The following is a 17,845-nucleotide window of genomic DNA, read 5'->3' on the forward strand; positions in this document are numbered from 1 at the left end:
TATATCCTCATGTTTAACTATATAGTTATTGTTATATATGCATCACGAGTAATAATTAATATATTTAAAGATTCATTCTTTACTTATCTCATTTAGAAATTCTCAACGCTTGCCTCGACATTTCTAATGATATTGAATCAGCTGCAGGGGGTCATCAATTTCCTGGTCATTTTCAATTTTAAGTCCCTTGAAATTATAGAACTGAGAATAGGTGGAAGGCTGAATGGAAGATTGGATGGATGGACCTAATATGTTAAAATTTGAAGATTATCATTGTTGGATTCTCTTTTTTCCTACTTCCAATCCGATCATCTATTCTTATAAATGGAAAGTTTAAATTATTTCTTGCCTTTTTTTCTGATTATTTATATTATGGACGTGTCGATTGATGTCGTTTTTAGAAGTTAACAGTGATAAATAAATACGATATCTTTATGTATAGGTCACCTTTTTAATCGATTAGTTAAAGGCCAGTTTGAAAGGCCAGCATTCAAATTGTTCATTTCATGAGATAAAGGAGTTGTTTTGGATGAAATACAGTCTTGGTATAGACGCAGGTGGAACTTACACAGACGCAGTACTCCTGAGGGATTCGGATGAGGTTATCATTGCTTCTAACAAAGCACTTACAACATATCCTGATCCTCTGGAGGGCATAAGAAATGCGATCGATGGGATCGATGGGGAATATCTCAGGGACATTAAGGTTGTATCCGTTTCAACCACACTTTCCACGAATAGTATTCTGGAAGGCACGGGTTTTCCTGTAGGTCTGATTCTTGTTGGAAACTATGAGGTAAATAAGGACCTTCCAACTGAACATTTTGCTCAGGTAAATGGTGGGCACAACTATAATGGTATAGAGTCATCACCTCTGGATGAGGATGCTGTAAAGGCCTTTGCAGAAGGTATCAAAGACCGTGTTGCGGCATTTGCGGTTTCGTCCTATTTTAGTATTCGTAATCATGACCATGAACTAAGAGTAAAAGAGATCGTCAAGGAAACTACAGGGCTTCCTGTTGTATGTGCTCATGAGCTTTCACAGGACCTTGGAGCTTTCGAAAGGGCAGTTACTGCATTCTTTAATGCCCAGCTTATTCCTATCACTGAGAATTTCATGTCTACTGTGGAACAGTATATTGTTTCCAAAGGTGTGGATGCAAATGTTTTCATGCTCAAATGTGATGGTTCTGTCATTGGTATCAGAAGTGCCCTTGAAAAGCCGATCGAGTCTATATTCTCAGGCCCGGCGGGCAGTCTTGTGGGTGCATCTTTCCTGACCGGCAACGAGACCTGTGCGGTGATCGATGTGGGTGGGACGAGTACTGATATTTCTGTCATAAATGGCGGTGTTCCGGACATGAGTGAGTCAGGTGCTGTCGTGGGCGGCTGGAAGACAAGGGTCAAGGCCATCAAGATGGAGACCTCTGCAATGGGGGGTGACAGTGATGTATGGGTCAAGGATAACCAGGTCAACATCGGGCCAAGGAGGGTGATCCCACTTTGTCGTGCTGCAGATCTTTATCCTGAATTCCTTGAGCAGCTTAAGACTAACCCCATGCCTTCTAAAGGATTGCTTGGCACGAATTTCCAGCCAACCAAGTTCTTCATCAGGACCGGATATGACCCGATCGATATAACCGACATGGAAAAAGAGGTACTTGCCGCAATATCAGAAACCCCTACATCATTAAGGGAGATCAAGTATCGTCTGAAAAAGTATCCTTCAGCTAAACATATCGATCTTCTGCTTCAGAAACGCCTGATCCAGACCATCGGTTTTACACCTACAGATGCATTGCACGTGCTTGGTGACTATGAAGAGCACACTGTCGAGGCATCGGAAATAGGCGCAAAGTATCTTGGTTCCCTGTGCAAGAGGGATGCTCAGGAATTTGCTGCTTTTGTAAAACAGGAATTTGCCAAGAACATGGCATCTGATCTCATGTCCTTCTTCCTGGAGGGTGTGCCCAAGAACGAGATCCGTAAGATATTTGACATCGAGTCCCCGACAAAGTTCAAAGTAGAGATGCCTGTGGTCCTGATAGGCGGTCCTGTGGTTGCATATCTTGATAACCTCAAAGAGATACTTGATGCGGATATAGTGGTCCCTGAATTCTCGAATGTTGGTAATGCAGCGGGTGCGCTGGCAGCAAAAGGTATTCGCAGGGTGGATTTCCTTGTCAGGCCTGTTTCAATGGCAGCTCCTGACTGGGAATTCTATGTTTTCTCTGAGAAAGGACGAATGAATTTCTATGAGTATGAAGAAGCTCTTGAATATGCCACGACGACAGGAAGGGAAACGATCATCCAGTATATGTCCGATGCAGGTCTGGATCCTGAACATGTAAAGGTTGATGTGGAGAAAGAAGAGATCATCCCTGACGGCTGGGACCACCCACTTGAAACAAGAATACGCGTTATGGGTGTTGGTGCCAGTCTTGTGGAAGAGGAGTGTTAATTAATACAATATCTCTCCTTTTTCTTCCCATTTTTGTCTTTGTCTTTTCCTTTTTCTGTTTCTATTTTTCTGTTTTTGTCAGATGGTTTAATTTCCCACTCTCTTATAAAAATTGAAATAGCTGTAAGTTCAATCTTTATATGATAATTTCTTCTGTGCAGTGTGGGGTGTATGCTGGATGAAATTGTGTTACAAGAAAAATAAAGGTGACAGGGTAACCTGTCCGACAGTGGGCTTGATCTCGATACTGGTATTTGTGATACTGAGTATTTTGATCTATGAATTTGTAATAGTCAGGTTGATCCAGACTATCTCTGGTTCCTGAGTATTACAAGTGGCCTTTGAAGAAGGTATGCTATATCAGCTATATCAAAAAGAGCAGAGCTTAGTTCTCACTCTGTGGTCTCTGCACTGTTCATCTTGTTCCTTTCATAATTGACTATTCTGCGAACTACCAGCTTTTTCTTTCCCATCCACATGTTCGGTTCTTCCGGATAGTTCTCTTTTGCATAGTTGTAGATTTCGTCAGTTGTCATGTTTGAAAGTTTATTTTCCAGTTCCAGGAGATGTTTCATTGGCTTAGCCCCCTCATTTTATCTTAATCTCATTAGATGTTATGTATTTATCTTTTTTGGTATTTTTATTTCATATTTGAGCGATTTAATTTTGGATAGAAATGATTATGAATTGAAACGTCTATTATGTATCAAAAATAGCTGAAAGAAATTTGAAGGTACCAATATGACCAATAATAATTTTGAGCCAATACCAAGTTCATTAATGTTTAAGAGCCTGCTTGACAAGGACACTATTATAATGACCGCTAACCCGAGGATAGCACTTGTCATGAAAGGCATTATGCGCGCTGCTAAGGACATGGATGCACCGCTCATCTTCGAGCTTGCAAGGTCCGAGTGTAATCTTGAAGGTGGATATGCCGGATTGAAGCCATCAGACCTTTCAAGGATGGCAAGAGAGGCAGCAAAGGAAGTCGGTTTTGATATGTGGGCTTTGCATGCTGATCACATCGGTATCAAGAAAGGGGATGATGGGGATATTGAATCTACAAAGGCCCTTGTAAGCGGACAGATCGATGCAGGATTCACATCATTTGCAATTGACGCATCCCATCTGTTCAACTTCCAGGGTGGCAACCTGCGCGAAGAGCTTGCTGACAATATCGATGCAACCACAAAGATCGGTCTTCACATCAAGGAGAACATGGGGGACAAGGGATATGGTCTTGAAGTAGAGGTTGGCGAGATCGGCAGGGAAGATGAGCACGGAAGGGTACTTACCAGTCCGGAAGAGGCAGTTACATTCATCAAGGCATTGAACGAGAATGGTGTCTTCCCTCACTTTTTGGCAATCGCCAATGGAAGTGCACACGGAAATACCTATGATGCCAGCGGAAATCTTATTGAACAGGTGTCCATCGATATCGATCAGACAATTGCAGTTGCACAGGCACTGAAGGACAACAACCTGGATGTGAGGATCGCACAGCACGGTATTACAGGTACCCCACGTGATCTGATCCACAACAATTTCCCTCACGGCGACATCGTCAAAGGAAATGTGGCAACTTTCTATCAGAACATCGTCTGGGACATATTCAAGGTCTACGAACCTGAACTCTATCAGGATATCCGTAACTGGACCATTGAGACCTATAAGGAAAAAGCACCTGGTAAGAACGACACTGAGATATTCGGCAAGTTCAGCAAGTTTGCAGTCAAGCAGTTCTTTGACAGGATATACTCTGTGTCCGATGACACAAAAGCTGCAATTGACGCAATGTGCTACGCTGAGACCCTTCTGTTCATTAAGGCATTCAAAGGGGAAGGTACTGCCCAGATGGTCAGGGACTCGATTAACTAAGTTTTAATTGCCGGATCTTTGATATCCGGCATCTGTTTTTTCTGGTCAAAAATAAATATCTGCTTTTACGCTGTTCTCTCACTCGTAACGCAATGCATCGAGGGGTCTCATATTCGATGCTTTCCATGCAGGGTACATTCCGCCAATAAGGCTTGTAGCAACACCGAATAGGATTCCCTCAAGTATGTAGAGTAATGTTGATAATGAGAACAGGTATGATGTATTCTTTACCACCAGTGAAAGTATTAGATATCCTGCTCCGATGGTAAACAAACCTCCGATAAGGCTTGCAGCAATTCCCAGAAGCAGAGCTTCCAGAAGGAACATTGTGAGCACGTCCTTTCGTGAGGCTCCGACTGCTTTCATCACACCGATCTCTTTGGTGCGTTCCATTGTGGACATGAGCATGACGTTCAATATGCTGACACCTGCTACTATTAGTGAGATCGAACCTATCCCCATGAGGAAAAGGGAAATGGACTTGAATGCTTCATTGATGCTCTCAAGGATAATATTGGTCGCGAAAACGGTTATTACTTCTTCTTTCCTGTTCAGAAGATTTTCAATATCTTCTTTTATGTCATCAACCTTGTCAAGTTCCTCTGCCCGGACGACGACAAAATCATATTCATCCCCCTCTTCAGGGTACATCTTTTCATACATCTGAACCGATGTGAACACGCCTGTATCTGCATTGATATCGAATCCCATTCCGCGCTCTTTCAGGATGCCTATTACTCTGAGCCTTGAATCTCCTATTTCTATCTTGCTCCCGGTCTTCAGGTCAAGGGTATCAGCAATGGAGGCTCCGATCACACAATCCGTGGAGCCGGATTTGAAGAACTGTCCGTCTTCCACCTCTACCAGCTTTTCCAGGTCCTCTCGTTCGATGCTATAGATGGACCCAAAGGTATAGCTGTTCTTGTATTCGACCCGGTCTCCTGTTGAATAGGCAGGGATTATGGCATCTATGCCGTCCACCTTTTTCATTTGGCTGATCTGCTTTTCGGTAACCCCGTCCTCTCCAGGTGCAGGGTATATGAGAAGTTTGTCTCCAATGTCCCCGAATGAATCGGTGACCGACATTTTCAGGCTGTTCCCGAGTATCCCCATGGATGAGATGGCAATGACGCCAATGATTATACCTATGGCTGCAAGTACTGTCCGGAAGGTCTGACGCTTGAGATTTCTCTTTGCAAGTTGCAGGTACATGTTGCTCTGTATATCTTCAATAGATATCATCGGAAACCTCTCCGTCCATTAGTACGATGGTCTTATTGGAGTATTCAGTAAGTTTATGGTCGTGGGTGACAACTATCAAGGTAGTGCCTTCTTCATTTAGCCGGACCAGCAACTCCATGATACTCTTCCCGGTTTTTGAATCAAGGTTTCCGGTAGGTTCATCAGCAAGAAGTATCGGTGGCTCATTTGCAAGGGCACGGGCAATAGCAACTCTCTGTTGCTGTCCTCCCGATAGCTCGTTCGGGCGATGGGATGCGTATTCCGGATCAAGCTGTGCCTGTTCCAGTGCATGCATGGCCCGCTTTTTTCGCAGGGTTGGTGTGATCCTGCTGAATATCATGGGAATCTCAACATTCTCGATCGCAGTCAGGGTTGGGATCAGGTTGAACTGCTGGAAGATGAAGCCTATATTGTCCCTGCGGATGGCTGTAAGCTTGTCATCATCAAGTTTGGTTATATTCGTTCCATTGATCTTGACTTTACCTGATGTGGGTGTGTCAAGACAGCCTACCATGTTAAGAAGTGTGGATTTTCCTGAACCGGATGATCCCATTATTGTGACAAAATCTCCTTTTTCAATGGATATGTTGACTCCATTGAGTGCATGTATCTCACTTGTTCCCAGGGTATAGATCTTCCTGACATTTTGTAACTGGACTATCGGATCGGACATAGGTTCCCCATCATTCTTCGATTTCATCAGCTTCGTCTTCATCGAACCCGTCTTCGTTCTCATCGTCCGGTTCTTCCTGTTCTGCTGTCTCGCGTTTCTTCCAGGTGTAGACGATGACTCCGGCAATTGCAATGGTTATGATCCCGATGACTCCCCACATCCATATGGGGGTTTCCTGCTCTCCGCCTTCTGGGGCTGAAGCACTTTCAAGATCAATGTAGCCTGTCACAGATGAATATACGTTGTCTGTGTCACGGAATTCGATAAGGATGGGTATTTCTTTGACATCAGGGGTCAGGATGCGTGCAGATAGTTCGAAACTGCTAAAATCATCTGCTTCCAGTGTGCCTACGAAGTAGTTCGCATAAGGCTGCATGGGTGTGATATTTTCTGATTCAGCAATAGACACCAGTACGTTCTTTGCATCGGTCGTACCGAAATTATTGATATCTCCAATAAGTGAATACCTGTTCCCGCTCTTTGTCACTTCAATACCGGTGAAGATCAATGATGGCTGGCTTACTACGTTTATTTCTGTATCTTCATTTCCGGAAATATGGTAGTTATCGCCATTGAAAAATGAGGCTGTGAACGAGATGTTCTTCGTTCCGCTTGAAGATGCCATGGTGTTGAGAGTGATATCCACTGTAGTCTTATCGCTTGCAGGTATGGTTCCCACGAAGATCTCTGCAGGATTGAAATAAACATTTTCTCCTTCGGCTTTGATTATGACATTGTTAACATCATTTGGCCTTGTGTTGATGATATCCAGTTCTATTGTTGATATCTCGTTCATCACCGTTGTTGGCATTGTTGTCATTATAAGCCTTAAGTTCCTGCCATCGATCTTGACTGGGATGTTGTAGTTAAGATCGTTCATGTCACTGCCACCCACAAGTTCCATGGTAAGGAAGTGGACGCCATTCTCTGCTGTTTCCTTTGCACGTATGTTGAATGCCAGCTTTATGGTGTCTCGGGGTCCCAGAAGGCCGATATCCGTATGCTCTTTATTGAGGATCTCGATATCGTCGTTACCTCCAAGTGCTATACTGGCAATGTAAGCGTTCATGTCAAAGGTCTTCTTATCTTCCTGTACATAGATCTCTCCATTTGCCATATTTTCTATGGATATGGTGATGGTTCCGGTATCTCCGGGCATGAGGACCGCAGGTTCCATGGAATAGTCTACGACCACGGTTGGGCGTATGTCAGTATCGGCTGCTACAGGGGCAGTAAGTGCCAGGAGCATTACCATTGCTATGCTTATAATGGCCTTTAGTGTCACTTTATGCACCTATGAATTTACTTGCAGTGTATAATACATAGAGTCCTACAGGCACCAGTACGGATATAGCTGCGTTCTTCACGGTCATGTGTCTTGCATGAACAAGTCCGAATATCCAGATGTTAGCACTCCATAATGTGAAAAGGATCCCGACTATCATTGACATTTTCATGGTGGGGTCATTGAGCATTGCCTGTTCCATAAGTTCCGGGTTCTGCATGTCAAAGTTCTCTAATGAGAATGATGTTGCCATTACTATGATACCTATGATACCGCTTGCAATGGATGGGATGAATCCGTAGGCAACAACTTCGAGTACTCGCTTGAACGTTCCTTCTCCGCCCAGGATGGATGAGATCGCATAGAATACTCCTGAATAAATGACCCACATAATGATCGCACCGATAAATGCACCGATTCCTCCTGCAATTGCCCCTATGCTTGCAAATGCTGCTGCTTCAGGTGGCAATATTTCCATGATCTTCTGCGTCACTATTACGGCGTTTATTGCGCCGAGGACTGCAATGAGAAGTACGATCATAAGCGGGGTTTTCATTTCCACTTCGGTCTTCATCTTTTCTGCAAAAAAGCCGTTTGGATTTGTAAGAACTTGAGTAAGTGTCATTCTTTTTTATATACGAACCATTGTATATATTATTGGTGGCTTCGTTATTTCGACAAGCTTCAACTTATATTCTCGAAACACTCTCTGAGCAACCCTGCTGCTTTACTATAATCAAGGTCAGTTATCTCAATTGTTTTTTTTGTGCTTCTTGCACCTGACCTTATACTGATGCTTGAAGTGTTTATCTTAAAGAAGTCTGCGAGGGTCTCTATAAGCTCATTGTTGGCCTTGCCTTTCTGGGCAGCGGCTGTAAGTTTTATTTCAATGCGCTCCCGCCATTGGTTGTATCCGCCGGGAAAACAGGACTTTTTTGCGCCAGGTGTCACTTCCAGATCGATTGTTATGCTATCCCCTTTATCCTTTAGTGAATTTTCAAAAGACATGTCTGTGACCTTTATGTGAATTATATGGGATATGATATGATCGAGAAGATGTCGATAATGCTGTAGCCCGGCCCACTAACTCCGAAAGATCATCCTATTGGGATCCCCGCTGTCCCTTCCGGTTTCCCTCGTGTCAGGCGTATGTTGCATTATCGTATGTGCCGCATTGAGGTTGTCTGTACATTCACAGAAAGGCTCTGCCATATTCTCGTGCAAGGACCTTACAATGCGCCATGGAGTACTATATGGTAGTGTAATATAAAGATGACGTACTGTGGTGGCAATAATTCAGTATGGATCCTTTTCCGGGGGTCAGTTTTGCATTGATTGATCCTATTGATCTGTCAGTAGGATCTATGCGCCTGAATTATGGTCTTGAACTAGTTATCAGAAATGTCAAAGAAAAAATGCCGAATTCGAAAGAGTTGGTGGCAATTTTAAGGAATGATCTCTTCTAATATCTCTCTCTTCTTCTCGTTTTCATATCTTATTTTAATTAATTGGAAGGTAATTCAGAACCGAAGCAATTATATACTTCATATCGGTAATAGCTAGCCTAGTCATCACACTGGTGATAACATCTTTATAACTACCAATGAGATGATCACAATAAAGTGTTAACAAAAAAGGCTATATAATTTCCATGGCTTTTTTAAAAAATAGAATTAATATCTAAAATTAAATGCGAGGTAAATCACATGGCAGAACAGAACCCATTTGAAAATGCAAGAAAGCAGTTACAGAAATGCGCAGACATCATGGAGCTCGATGAAGGTATCCACGAGATCCTCAGAAACCCAATGAGGGAAATGCACGTATCCCTTCCTATCCGCATGGACGATGGTTCCATCAAGGTATTCCAGGGATTCAGGGTACAGTACAACGATGCAAAGGGTCCAACCAAAGGTGGTATTCGCTTCCACCCAGAAGAGACCGTTGACACAGTCAAGGCACTTGCAGCATGGATGACCTGGAAATGTGCAGTAATGGACATCCCTCTCGGTGGAGGTAAGGGTGGAGTTATCTGCAACCCTAAGGAAATGTCCGCTGGTGAACTCGAGCGCCTTTCAAGAAAGTTCATTTCAAGCATCTCAATGATCGTAGGTCCTGACAAGGATGTACCTGCACCTGATGTCTACACCAACCCACAGATGATGGCATGGATGATGGACGAGTTCTCCAAGTTCGCCGGTAAGAACCAGGCTGGTGTCATCACCGGTAAGCCACTCAGCATTGGTGGTTCACTCGGTCGTGGCGACGCAACAGCTCGTGGTGGTCTCTACGCAGTCCGTGAAGCAGCAAAAGAGATCGGTCTCGACCTCAAGGACGCAACAGTAGCAATCCAGGGATATGGTAACGCAGGTTACTTCGCTGGTACTCTCTGTGAAGAGCTCTTCGGATGCAAGGTCGTTGCTGTCAGTGACAGCAGGGGCGGTGTCGTGAACATGGATGGTCTCAGCGCACAGGCAGCACAGGACCACAAGATGGAAACCGGTTCAGTTGTCGGCCTCGCAGGAACAGAACCAATCTCCAACGAAGACCTCCTTGAGCTTGATGTCGATGTACTTATTCCAGCAGCTCTTGAGCACGTCATCACACACGAGAACGCAGACAATATCAAGGCAAAGATCATCGCAGAACTTGCAAACGGTCCAACAACACCTGAAGCAGATGAGATCCTCTTCAAGAAAGGTATACACATGATCCCTGACTTCCTCTGTAACGGTGGTGGAGTTACTGTGTCCTACTTCGAAATGGTCCAGAACTTCTACATGTACCGCTGGAGCGAAGAGCGTGTCCACAACCGTCTCGATGCTAAGATGACAAACGCATACCACGCTGTCCTCGAGGCATCCAAGGAATACAACATCGAGATGAGAACCGCTGCATACGTTGTCGCTATCAACCGTGTTGTTGAAGCAATGTCAGACCGTGGATGGTTGTACTAAGCATTGCTTAAGAATTCAAAAATACCTTTTGGGTCTTGAAGAGATGGGTTTTTCCCCTCTCTTTTTGCCCGTATTGCTTTTCTACTCGTCAAAACAGATATAACTAACTTGGAAGATTAATGGGATTGTTATGAAGATCGCAATACTTGGTGGAACTGGTAATATTGGTAAAGGATTTGCTTTACGCTGGGGTCCGAAACATGATGTGGTAATAGGCTCCAGAAGTGCAGAAAAAGCCATGGACGTTGCAGCTGAATATACTCAGGTCCTGCGTGATAGGGGTATTGATGCAACTGTCGAGGGAACGGACAATAAGTCCGCAGCAGAGGGTGCAGATATTATTCTCTTTGCAATACGCTATGAGCAGGTGCCATCTGTCATTGAGCTGATTACTCCTGTCCTGAAAGATCAGATCGTAGTTTCCGTGGTGGTTCCTATGGAGAAGGACCGCTGTTACATCCGGCAGGATGATCATAGCAATAGTCCTGTGACCATTAATGCTAAGGATTCAGAATACAATGCTGATTATTTCTGTTATACAACTCCTGCTGCAGGTAGTGCCGCCGAGGAAATGGTGCGTCTCTTGCCACAAAACATTGAGCTGGTATCAGCTTTCCATAATGTTCCTGCAAAGAAGCTTGCAGATCTTGACCTTGAACTGGATTATGATATCGCAGTCTGTGGAAACTGCATGCACTCCAAGAAAATAGTCTTCGATCTTGTAAGAGAGATCCCAAATATGCGTCCTCTAGATATTGGTCCGATTGAGACCTCAGGTATGGTGGAGTCACTGACACCTCTGGTGATAAACATTGCCATACGCAACAAGATGCATGATGTGGGCATTCGCTTTGTTTAAATAGATCATAACAGGGGTTAGGCGTAAAAGTTGATGGTTTTTACCAGTGACTATATATCCTACTCCTGTCAATTATAGATTGGCTTCTGATAAGGGAAACTGAAAGATTCCGTCCGTCAAAATAATTGGATTTCAAGAAATATCCCCTCAAACAGGGATCTCCAGTTCCCTTCATTTACCTTATCCTTTTACAGACTAATTTTCAAAGGATCTATCCATTTTTATATCAAAGGAATATCCATTTTTACCAAAAACATGATATATGAAAGGTAGGTTTTAAACAATAATATCCTATATATCTGTAAAGCAATTAGGCACAAATCAATCCATTGATGTGGGCGATTCAATGAATATTAATACCAAAGAAGATGTACTCAAGGCCATTGAGGCAAACAATGTTAAGTTTATCAGGTTGCAGTTCACGGACATCCAGGGTGTCGTGAAAGACGTTGAGATCCCGGTGACACAGGTAGAAAAAGCTCTTGGTTCGGGAATCTCCTTTGACGGCTCTTCTGTTGAAGGCTTTGTCCGTATCAATGAATCGGATATGGTCCTGAAACCCGATGTCTCCTCATTCGCAATACTTCCATGGAACCAGGACAAGGGCGTTGTTGCAAGGATGGTGTGTGATGTCTATCTGCCTGATGGAACTCCCTTTGCAGGAGATCCCAGATATGTCCTCAAGAAAGTTATGAAAGAAGCTGAGGATATGGGCTTTACACTTAATGTAGGTCCTGAGCTTGAATTCTTCCTCTTCGAGAAGGAGAATGGCAAAGCAACCACAATACCTCATGATTTCGGCAGGTACTTCGAGTTTGCACCTGCTGACCTTGCAGAGGATGTACGCCGTGATATCGTACTGACGCTCCTGGATCTTGGATTTGATATCGAGGCATCTCACCACGAGGTCGCTTTCGGTCAGCATGAGATCGATTTCAAGTATGGCGGTGCACTTTCCACTGCTGATGATGTAATGACCTTCAAGTATGTTACCCGTACTATTGCAAAGCTCAATGGATTACATGCAACGTTCATGCCAAAGCCTATCTTTGGTGAGAACGGTTCCGGTATGCACGTGAACATTTCCCTCTCAAAGAATGGGGAAAATGCGTTCTACGATCCTGAGGGTGACATGCAGATCAGCGACGAAGCACGCTACTTCATTGGCGGACTTCTCAAACACGTCAAGGCTATTACAGCTATCTGCAATCCACTTGTCAACTCATACAAACGTCTCGTACCAGGATATGAGGCTCCAGTATACATTGCATGGTCCGGTGCCAACAGAAGCTCACTTATCCGTATCCCTGCTGCAAGAGGCAAGGGTACACGTGTGGAGCTTAGAAGCCCTGATCCATCCTGTAATCCATACCTTACTTTCGCTGCTATCCTTGCAGCAGGTCTGGACGGTATCAGGAACAAGATCGATCCTGGGGAGAACAGGGAAGAGAATATCTTCGAGCTTTCTGAAAAGGGCTTAAGTGACCTTGGTATTGAGACACTTCCGCCAACCCTGAAGGATTCTGCAAATTATCTTGCTGAGAACGATCTGCTTCGTGACGCTCTTGGTGAGCACGTCCACGAGAACGTCCTAAGGCTTGCAAGGGCTGACTGGGATGCATATCGTATTCAGGTACACGACTGGGAGGTCGAAAGATATCTTAACACTATATGAGAGTACTTTAACTCTCATTTTCTCTTCTTTTTTTTGTGTTCATTTCTTTTGCTGTTGCTTTTTCAATTTATGGCCTGGATATTTATTGCAGTATCATGGGTAATTGATATTTATTACACTCAAGCGGGCAGGAAAATTTAAGAGTCTTTAATGTTTAGTTCCTCTCATGACAGATGTGATGCTGATCTGGGATAATCCATTGCTTTTTGAAAAACTGTTTGAAGAAAATGGCCTGAAATGTCAGCGTGTTCTTTCTACGGCCATAGGTACTCCTTTTCTTCCTGGATGTAAATGCGTCATCGTCCCGACAGGGTTTGCTAATTCAGCATATACAAAGATACTTTCGGGAATTGAAAGGAACAGCAAGGCATTTGAGAAGTTCGTAAGTGCCGGTGGTTCACTCGTTGTCTTTGGAGCACTTGTCACAAAATATAATCACAGCTGGTTACCGATGCAGCTTACATACATAGAAAAACACGGGGAAACACATCTTCACAGAGTGGATGAGCATGAAGCACAGTGCATAGTCGAGGACCCTGGTCAGATGGTGGAGTGTGATGGTTACTTCTCTGAAACAGACGGTGATGTCATCTTAAAGAATGACGATGACCAGGCTGTAATGGTGATAAAAAAAGTAGGGGATGGGATGATAATTGCCACTTCAGTTCACGAGTTCCCTTCCCCGGGTTTTCTTGGTTGCGTCATGGAAAATGCAAGAAGATCAAAGATCTGATCATTTCATTTCATTGCGTATCTTTTCGATCTCGTCCTGTGCATCCGGAATTCTCAGGATGAAAAGACCGCTGCAGGGTTTTATGAACTGGAATATGAGATCATTTCCTTTGATCCCTATGGGAATGGAATCTCCGCCGCGGAGAAGCACTCCTCTTATCTTGTAACCACCTTTAACGTGATAGACCTCATCACATTCTTTTTTGACAAAGTCCTCACATTGCTGTGGCGTTGCTCCTTTCAGGAGTATTTCATAGGGTATGTCGTTGATGCATGCCATGTTATACTATCTCGAGGTCACCAACACGAATTCCGCTTTCGACGATCTTTCCGACGATCTTTCCGCCTGTCATCTCTGCAGCCTTCTTAGCGTCAGCTTCCGGAAGAACTATCAAAAAGCCCATTCCCATGTTGAAAGTGCGATACATCTCGAGATCATCCACATTACCTTCTTCCTGGAGGAACTTGAAGATATCATTTGGCTCGATAGGATCTGTAAAATCAAATCCAAGATCGGTAACCCTTTTAAGCTTCAGGAGTCCGCTTCCGGTAATATGTGCAAGTCCGTGGACGTCACATTCTTTTATTACATCGAGGACTTCCATGTAAATGCGGGTTGGTATCAGTAGTTCGTCACCAATGGTGGTCTCAGGGTTGTATGGGAACTTGTCGTGATATGAGTGTTCTGACTGGTCGACTATATTCCTTACAAGGGTGTAGCCATTACTGTGAACACCGCTACTTGGAATTCCTACAAGGACATCACCAAGCTGCACTTTTTCACCGGTTATTATCTCATCCTTCTTTACCATTCCAAGGCAGGTTCCTGCAAGGTCAAAGCCATTTATGATCTCCGGGAGGGTTGCTGTTTCCCCGCCGACGATTGTCATCTTTGATATTTCTGCACCCCGGGTGAGTCCTTCACCGATCTGGCGTGCGAATTCATCAGTATGCTCTTCAAGTGCAAGGTAATCCACAAAACTGATCGGTTCTGCACCGATGGCCAGAAGGTCGTTCACGTTCATGGCGATACAGTCAATACCAACTGTGTTCCAGCGCTTCATTTCATTTGCAATGAGCACCTTTGAACCGACGCCGTCAGTTGCCATTGCCAATGCATATTCTCCGAACTCGATGAGTCCTGCATAGTGGCCAATATCAGTGAGCGGAGCACCAAGACCCTCGCGTCTGTATGTCATTCCACTTGTCAGTGCTTTGATGGTGGATTCCTCTTTCTCGATATCCACTCCGGAATCTGCGTATGTAAGATGTTTATCACTCAACTTTGAAGGCCTCCTTTTATTGTCCGGACGTTTTCTTTGATCCGAGGTCGAATTCCTGATGCAGTACTCTGACTGCCTCCTCTGCATCCTTTTCACTGATGGCGAAGGAGATGTTGTGCTGGGATGAACCCTGGCTAATCATTATTACGTTGATCTTGCCCTTTCCAAGGGCTCCGAATACTTTTCCTGCGACGCCTGGTATGCCATCCATTCCGGCACCTACCACAGCGACCACACAGACATCTTTGTCATAGGCCACTTCTCCGACAACATCTTTGTTGAACTCGGATTTCAATGCTTTTACAGCACTCTTGAGGTGGGCATCATCAACAACAAGGGACATGTTGGCTTCGGATGAGCTCTGGCTGATCATAATTATGTTGACGCCAGCCTTTGCCAGTGCGGAAAATATCCTTGCTGCTGTACCGATAGCTCCTACCATCCCGGCTCCTGATATGTTTACGGCAGCCACATTCCTGATGAGTGTCACTGCTTTTACCACATCTTCCTTTCGGGTCTGATCTGCAACGACAAGTGTGCCTGGATATTCTATGTCAAAGGTATTCTTAACACGAACCGGTATGCCATGTTTTATTGCAGGCTCGATAGCACGTGGATGAAGTACCTTGGCGCCGAAATATGACATCTCCATTGCTTCGATGTAAGATATCTGGGGGATGGATGATGCTTCGGGAACGATCTTCGGGTCAGTTGTCATAATGCCGTGTACTTCTTTCCAGAGCCAGATCTCATCTGCCTGGATGGCAGCACCTACAATGGATGCCGTAAAGTCAGAACCACCCCGTCCAAGGGTTGTGATGATGCCTTTCTTATCTTCTGCAATGAAACCGGTTATCACGGGGATGGAGGTTTCCACACGGGTCGATATATTGTTCTCCACTTGCTCATAGCTTTTTTCAAGTGGCTGGGCATTTCCGTAATCACTTGTTGTGACAATGCCTGCTTCTCCACCGGTAAACGGCATTGAGTCCGTTCCAAGTGAGCGTATTGCTCCACTGATGATCGGCACTGCCAGGCGTTCTCCGTATGATGAGATGTAATCAATGGAACGTGGTGTCAACTCACCGAGATAACATATTCCAATAAGTGCTTTTTCAAGTTCATCTATACGGCTGTCGATAGTTTCGATAACATCATCAGCGATCCTCTCATCATCAATTGCATAGCCAATAGCATCATAGTGTTTTTTGGCAAGGTCTGTCATGAACTCTTTTATCTGGGAGACCTTTCCTTTTTGTGATGCTTCAGCTGCGTTGGTGAGCAGTCCGTCAGTAACGCCTCCGAGAGCAGAAGTTATGGCAACTACCTGATCTCCGGCATCTCTGTAACTGATCAAAAGCTGTGCAACATGACGTATCTTCTTCCCATCAGCAATGGATGTACCGCCAAATTTCATTACATATCTCATAGTCTGATCACGTTCTGTATTAGGCTTGATTTGGAATGTGGCTATAAACACGGCAGTGTAATATAAAGATTATGAACGATGAACTAATGTATCTATTTTCCCTTTGTGAAAATAAAAAGAAAGAGTTGATCAGCTAAACTCTCTCTTGAAGAAGAATGCGGTAAGTGCAAGAAGGAATGCGACTACAATATATGTGAATGCAGTGGACTTTGTTACGTCTTCAACTGAGTCGGAAATTTCACTGCTGGTATTCTCGGCATCCTTGATGATATCATCAACCTGTTCCGGTACAGGGATTTCCTCTTCGGACACAATATCCTCGGTCGAACTCTCTCCGTCAACTGTAAATGAGGTCTCTTTTGAAGAGATACTGCCATCTGTTGACACGGTTTCAATCATCACTTCATGAGTTCCCCTATCCAGCTCTTCGGTGATTGTCTGGTAGGTTCCTGCATCAACATCATTGCGGACGTCTATGCTGTCCTCATCAAGAAATATCGTTACTTTGGATGCATCATTTTCAAGCTCGTAGGAAATGATGGCCTTTTCACCATCTCTGACAACGTTTCCTGATAATCCCTGGATGCTGATCTCAACATTACTCTCAACTTCCACATCTTCCCTTTGCGAGATCTCCTTCAGGAATAGTATATGTGATTCACTGCTCTCAAAAAAGTCATAAACATTTGCAATGAAGATCGTACGGATCTCTCCGTCTACGTTCTTGTAGTAGCTGAAAATATCCCCTGGTTCCATTTCCTTTACTTCTTTTACCACATGATCGTTCTTTTTCAGTGTTATTGTAATGGTCTCTTCATCCACATCAAGGTCTGATGCTGAGAGTGTGTAGCCTTCTTCCAGGTCCATCTCCTCGCCTATGTTCACTGAATCCGATCGGTCATATATCAGGAAATCCTTTATGTCCCTTGTAGGGTCCCGGAATTGCTCTATCCTTATTTTTGTAGCTGTATTCGTTCCACTGGTGACGAGTTCTTTTGGGGTGACCCGGAAGATAAGGTATTCGTCATCCTCCTCGTCATTATCCTCTGCTTCAATGGTCAGTATGTATTCAAAAGGATCGTTTTCCTTCCCAGATCCTTCTCCATCTTCGACCAGTTTCCCATTGTGGCGTATCTCTACCCAGACATCCCCGTTGTCCTCATTGATATCAACAATTTCAAGCGTATATCCCTGAGCCAATGATAGTTTTGTATTTCTCTCTACGACACTATCTGAGTAATGTATTATCGGGTCACTTGGATCAAGAGATGCTGCAGGGGTTGCTGCAAACAGTATGACAAATATTGCTAGAAGTACAAAATATATATATTTCATTAAACCTCACCATTCACGAAGCACATTTAAACA

Annotated in this window: 17 protein-coding genes; 7 read left to right on the plus strand and 10 right to left on the minus strand. The window is 44.1% G+C overall.

The window, feature by feature from the left end; genetic code table 11:
- The first annotated feature begins 529 nt into the window (after positions 1-529).
- Together J7W08_RS11020 and J7W08_RS11025 are read left to right on the plus strand one after the other, a co-directional pair.
- Complete coding sequence (locus J7W08_RS11020; protein WP_233084489.1) at positions 530-2,461, plus strand: hydantoinase/oxoprolinase family protein; 1,932 nt, start codon at positions 530-532, stop codon at positions 2,459-2,461.
- Between the two features lie 178 nt (positions 2,462-2,639).
- Positions 2,640-2,786: a hypothetical protein gene (locus J7W08_RS11025; RefSeq protein WP_233084490.1), complete on the plus strand. Its 147-nt coding sequence runs from the start codon at positions 2,640-2,642 to the stop codon at positions 2,784-2,786.
- Positions 2,787-2,853: 67 nt separating this feature from the next.
- On the opposite strand, the gene J7W08_RS11030 is transcribed toward J7W08_RS11025, so the two are convergent.
- The gene (locus tag J7W08_RS11030) at positions 2,854-3,036 is read right to left on the minus strand and encodes a hypothetical protein (RefSeq protein WP_233084491.1); all 183 of its coding nucleotides are present in this window, start codon (positions 3,034-3,036) and stop codon (positions 2,854-2,856) included.
- 166 nt (positions 3,037-3,202) lie between these two features.
- On the opposite strand from J7W08_RS11030, the gene J7W08_RS11035 reads away from it, so the two are divergent.
- Complete coding sequence (locus J7W08_RS11035; RefSeq protein ID WP_233084492.1) at positions 3,203-4,342, plus strand: class II fructose-bisphosphate aldolase; 1,140 nt, start codon at positions 3,203-3,205, stop codon at positions 4,340-4,342.
- Positions 4,343-4,420: 78 nt separating this feature from the next.
- On the opposite strand, the gene J7W08_RS11040 is transcribed toward J7W08_RS11035, so the two are convergent.
- Genes J7W08_RS11040 through J7W08_RS11060 form a run of 5 tightly spaced genes read right to left on the minus strand, consistent with a single transcriptional unit; the run spans position 4,421 to position 8,550 of the window.
- On the minus strand, positions 4,421-5,584 hold the full coding sequence (locus J7W08_RS11040; RefSeq protein ID WP_233084493.1) for an ABC transporter permease: 1,164 nt from the start codon (positions 5,582-5,584) through the stop codon (positions 4,421-4,423).
- Entirely contained in the window at positions 5,571-6,284 is a 714-nt protein-coding gene (locus tag J7W08_RS11045) for an ABC transporter ATP-binding protein (protein WP_233084494.1), read from the minus strand. The genes J7W08_RS11040 and J7W08_RS11045 overlap by 14 nt, the downstream gene beginning before the upstream one ends.
- Positions 6,268-7,542: a COG1361 S-layer family protein gene (locus J7W08_RS11050; protein ID WP_233084495.1), complete on the minus strand. Its 1,275-nt coding sequence runs from the start codon at positions 7,540-7,542 to the stop codon at positions 6,268-6,270. The genes J7W08_RS11045 and J7W08_RS11050 overlap by 17 nt, the downstream gene beginning before the upstream one ends.
- Position 7,543: 1 nt before the next feature.
- Positions 7,544-8,167 carry a YIP1 family protein gene (locus J7W08_RS11055; RefSeq protein WP_233084496.1) on the minus strand — a complete coding sequence of 208 codons (624 nt, stop codon included), beginning with the start codon at positions 8,165-8,167 and terminating at the stop codon, positions 7,544-7,546.
- A gap of 59 nt (positions 8,168-8,226) precedes the next feature.
- Entirely contained in the window at positions 8,227-8,550 is a 324-nt protein-coding gene (locus J7W08_RS11060; protein WP_233084497.1) for a DUF167 domain-containing protein, read from the minus strand.
- Between the two features lie 698 nt (positions 8,551-9,248).
- Here J7W08_RS11060 and J7W08_RS11065 point away from each other — a divergent pair.
- From J7W08_RS11065 to J7W08_RS11080, 4 genes are all read left to right on the plus strand, one after another.
- Positions 9,249-10,499: a Glu/Leu/Phe/Val family dehydrogenase gene (locus J7W08_RS11065; RefSeq protein ID WP_233084498.1), complete on the plus strand. Its 1,251-nt coding sequence runs from the start codon at positions 9,249-9,251 to the stop codon at positions 10,497-10,499.
- A 130-nt stretch (positions 10,500-10,629) separates the two neighbouring features.
- Positions 10,630-11,358, plus strand: coding sequence for an NAD(P)-binding domain-containing protein (locus J7W08_RS11070; RefSeq protein ID WP_233084499.1), 729 nt, complete (start codon positions 10,630-10,632; stop codon positions 11,356-11,358).
- A 346-nt stretch (positions 11,359-11,704) separates the two neighbouring features.
- Positions 11,705-13,033, plus strand: a complete 1,329-nt coding sequence (glnA, locus tag J7W08_RS11075; protein WP_233084500.1) for a type I glutamate--ammonia ligase — start codon at positions 11,705-11,707, stop codon at positions 13,031-13,033.
- 166 nt (positions 13,034-13,199) lie between these two features.
- A complete protein-coding gene (locus tag J7W08_RS11080; protein ID WP_233084501.1) occupies positions 13,200-13,766 on the plus strand; it encodes a hypothetical protein in 567 nt (188 codons plus the stop codon).
- On the opposite strand, the gene J7W08_RS11085 is transcribed toward J7W08_RS11080, so the two are convergent.
- The 4 genes from J7W08_RS11085 to J7W08_RS11100 form a co-directional block, all read right to left on the minus strand.
- Positions 13,767-14,045 (minus strand): DUF1894 domain-containing protein, encoded by a 279-nt coding sequence (locus J7W08_RS11085; protein WP_233084502.1) that lies wholly within the window; start codon positions 14,043-14,045, stop codon positions 13,767-13,769. It lies immediately after the preceding gene.
- A 1-nt stretch (position 14,046) separates the two neighbouring features.
- The gene (gene purM / locus J7W08_RS11090; protein ID WP_233084503.1) at positions 14,047-15,048 is read right to left on the minus strand and encodes a phosphoribosylformylglycinamidine cyclo-ligase; all 1,002 of its coding nucleotides are present in this window, start codon (positions 15,046-15,048) and stop codon (positions 14,047-14,049) included.
- A gap of 16 nt (positions 15,049-15,064) precedes the next feature.
- Complete coding sequence (locus tag J7W08_RS11095) at positions 15,065-16,465, minus strand: aspartate kinase (RefSeq protein ID WP_233084504.1); 1,401 nt, start codon at positions 16,463-16,465, stop codon at positions 15,065-15,067.
- A 141-nt stretch (positions 16,466-16,606) separates the two neighbouring features.
- A complete protein-coding gene (locus tag J7W08_RS11100) occupies positions 16,607-17,812 on the minus strand; it encodes an S-layer protein domain-containing protein (RefSeq protein ID WP_233084505.1) in 1,206 nt (401 codons plus the stop codon).
- Between the last annotated feature and the right edge of the window lie 33 nt (positions 17,813-17,845).

Origin of the sequence: Methanococcoides orientis (genome assembly GCF_021184045.1) — an archaeon.
Taxonomy (GTDB): Archaea; Halobacteriota; Methanosarcinia; order Methanosarcinales; family Methanosarcinaceae; genus Methanococcoides; species Methanococcoides orientis.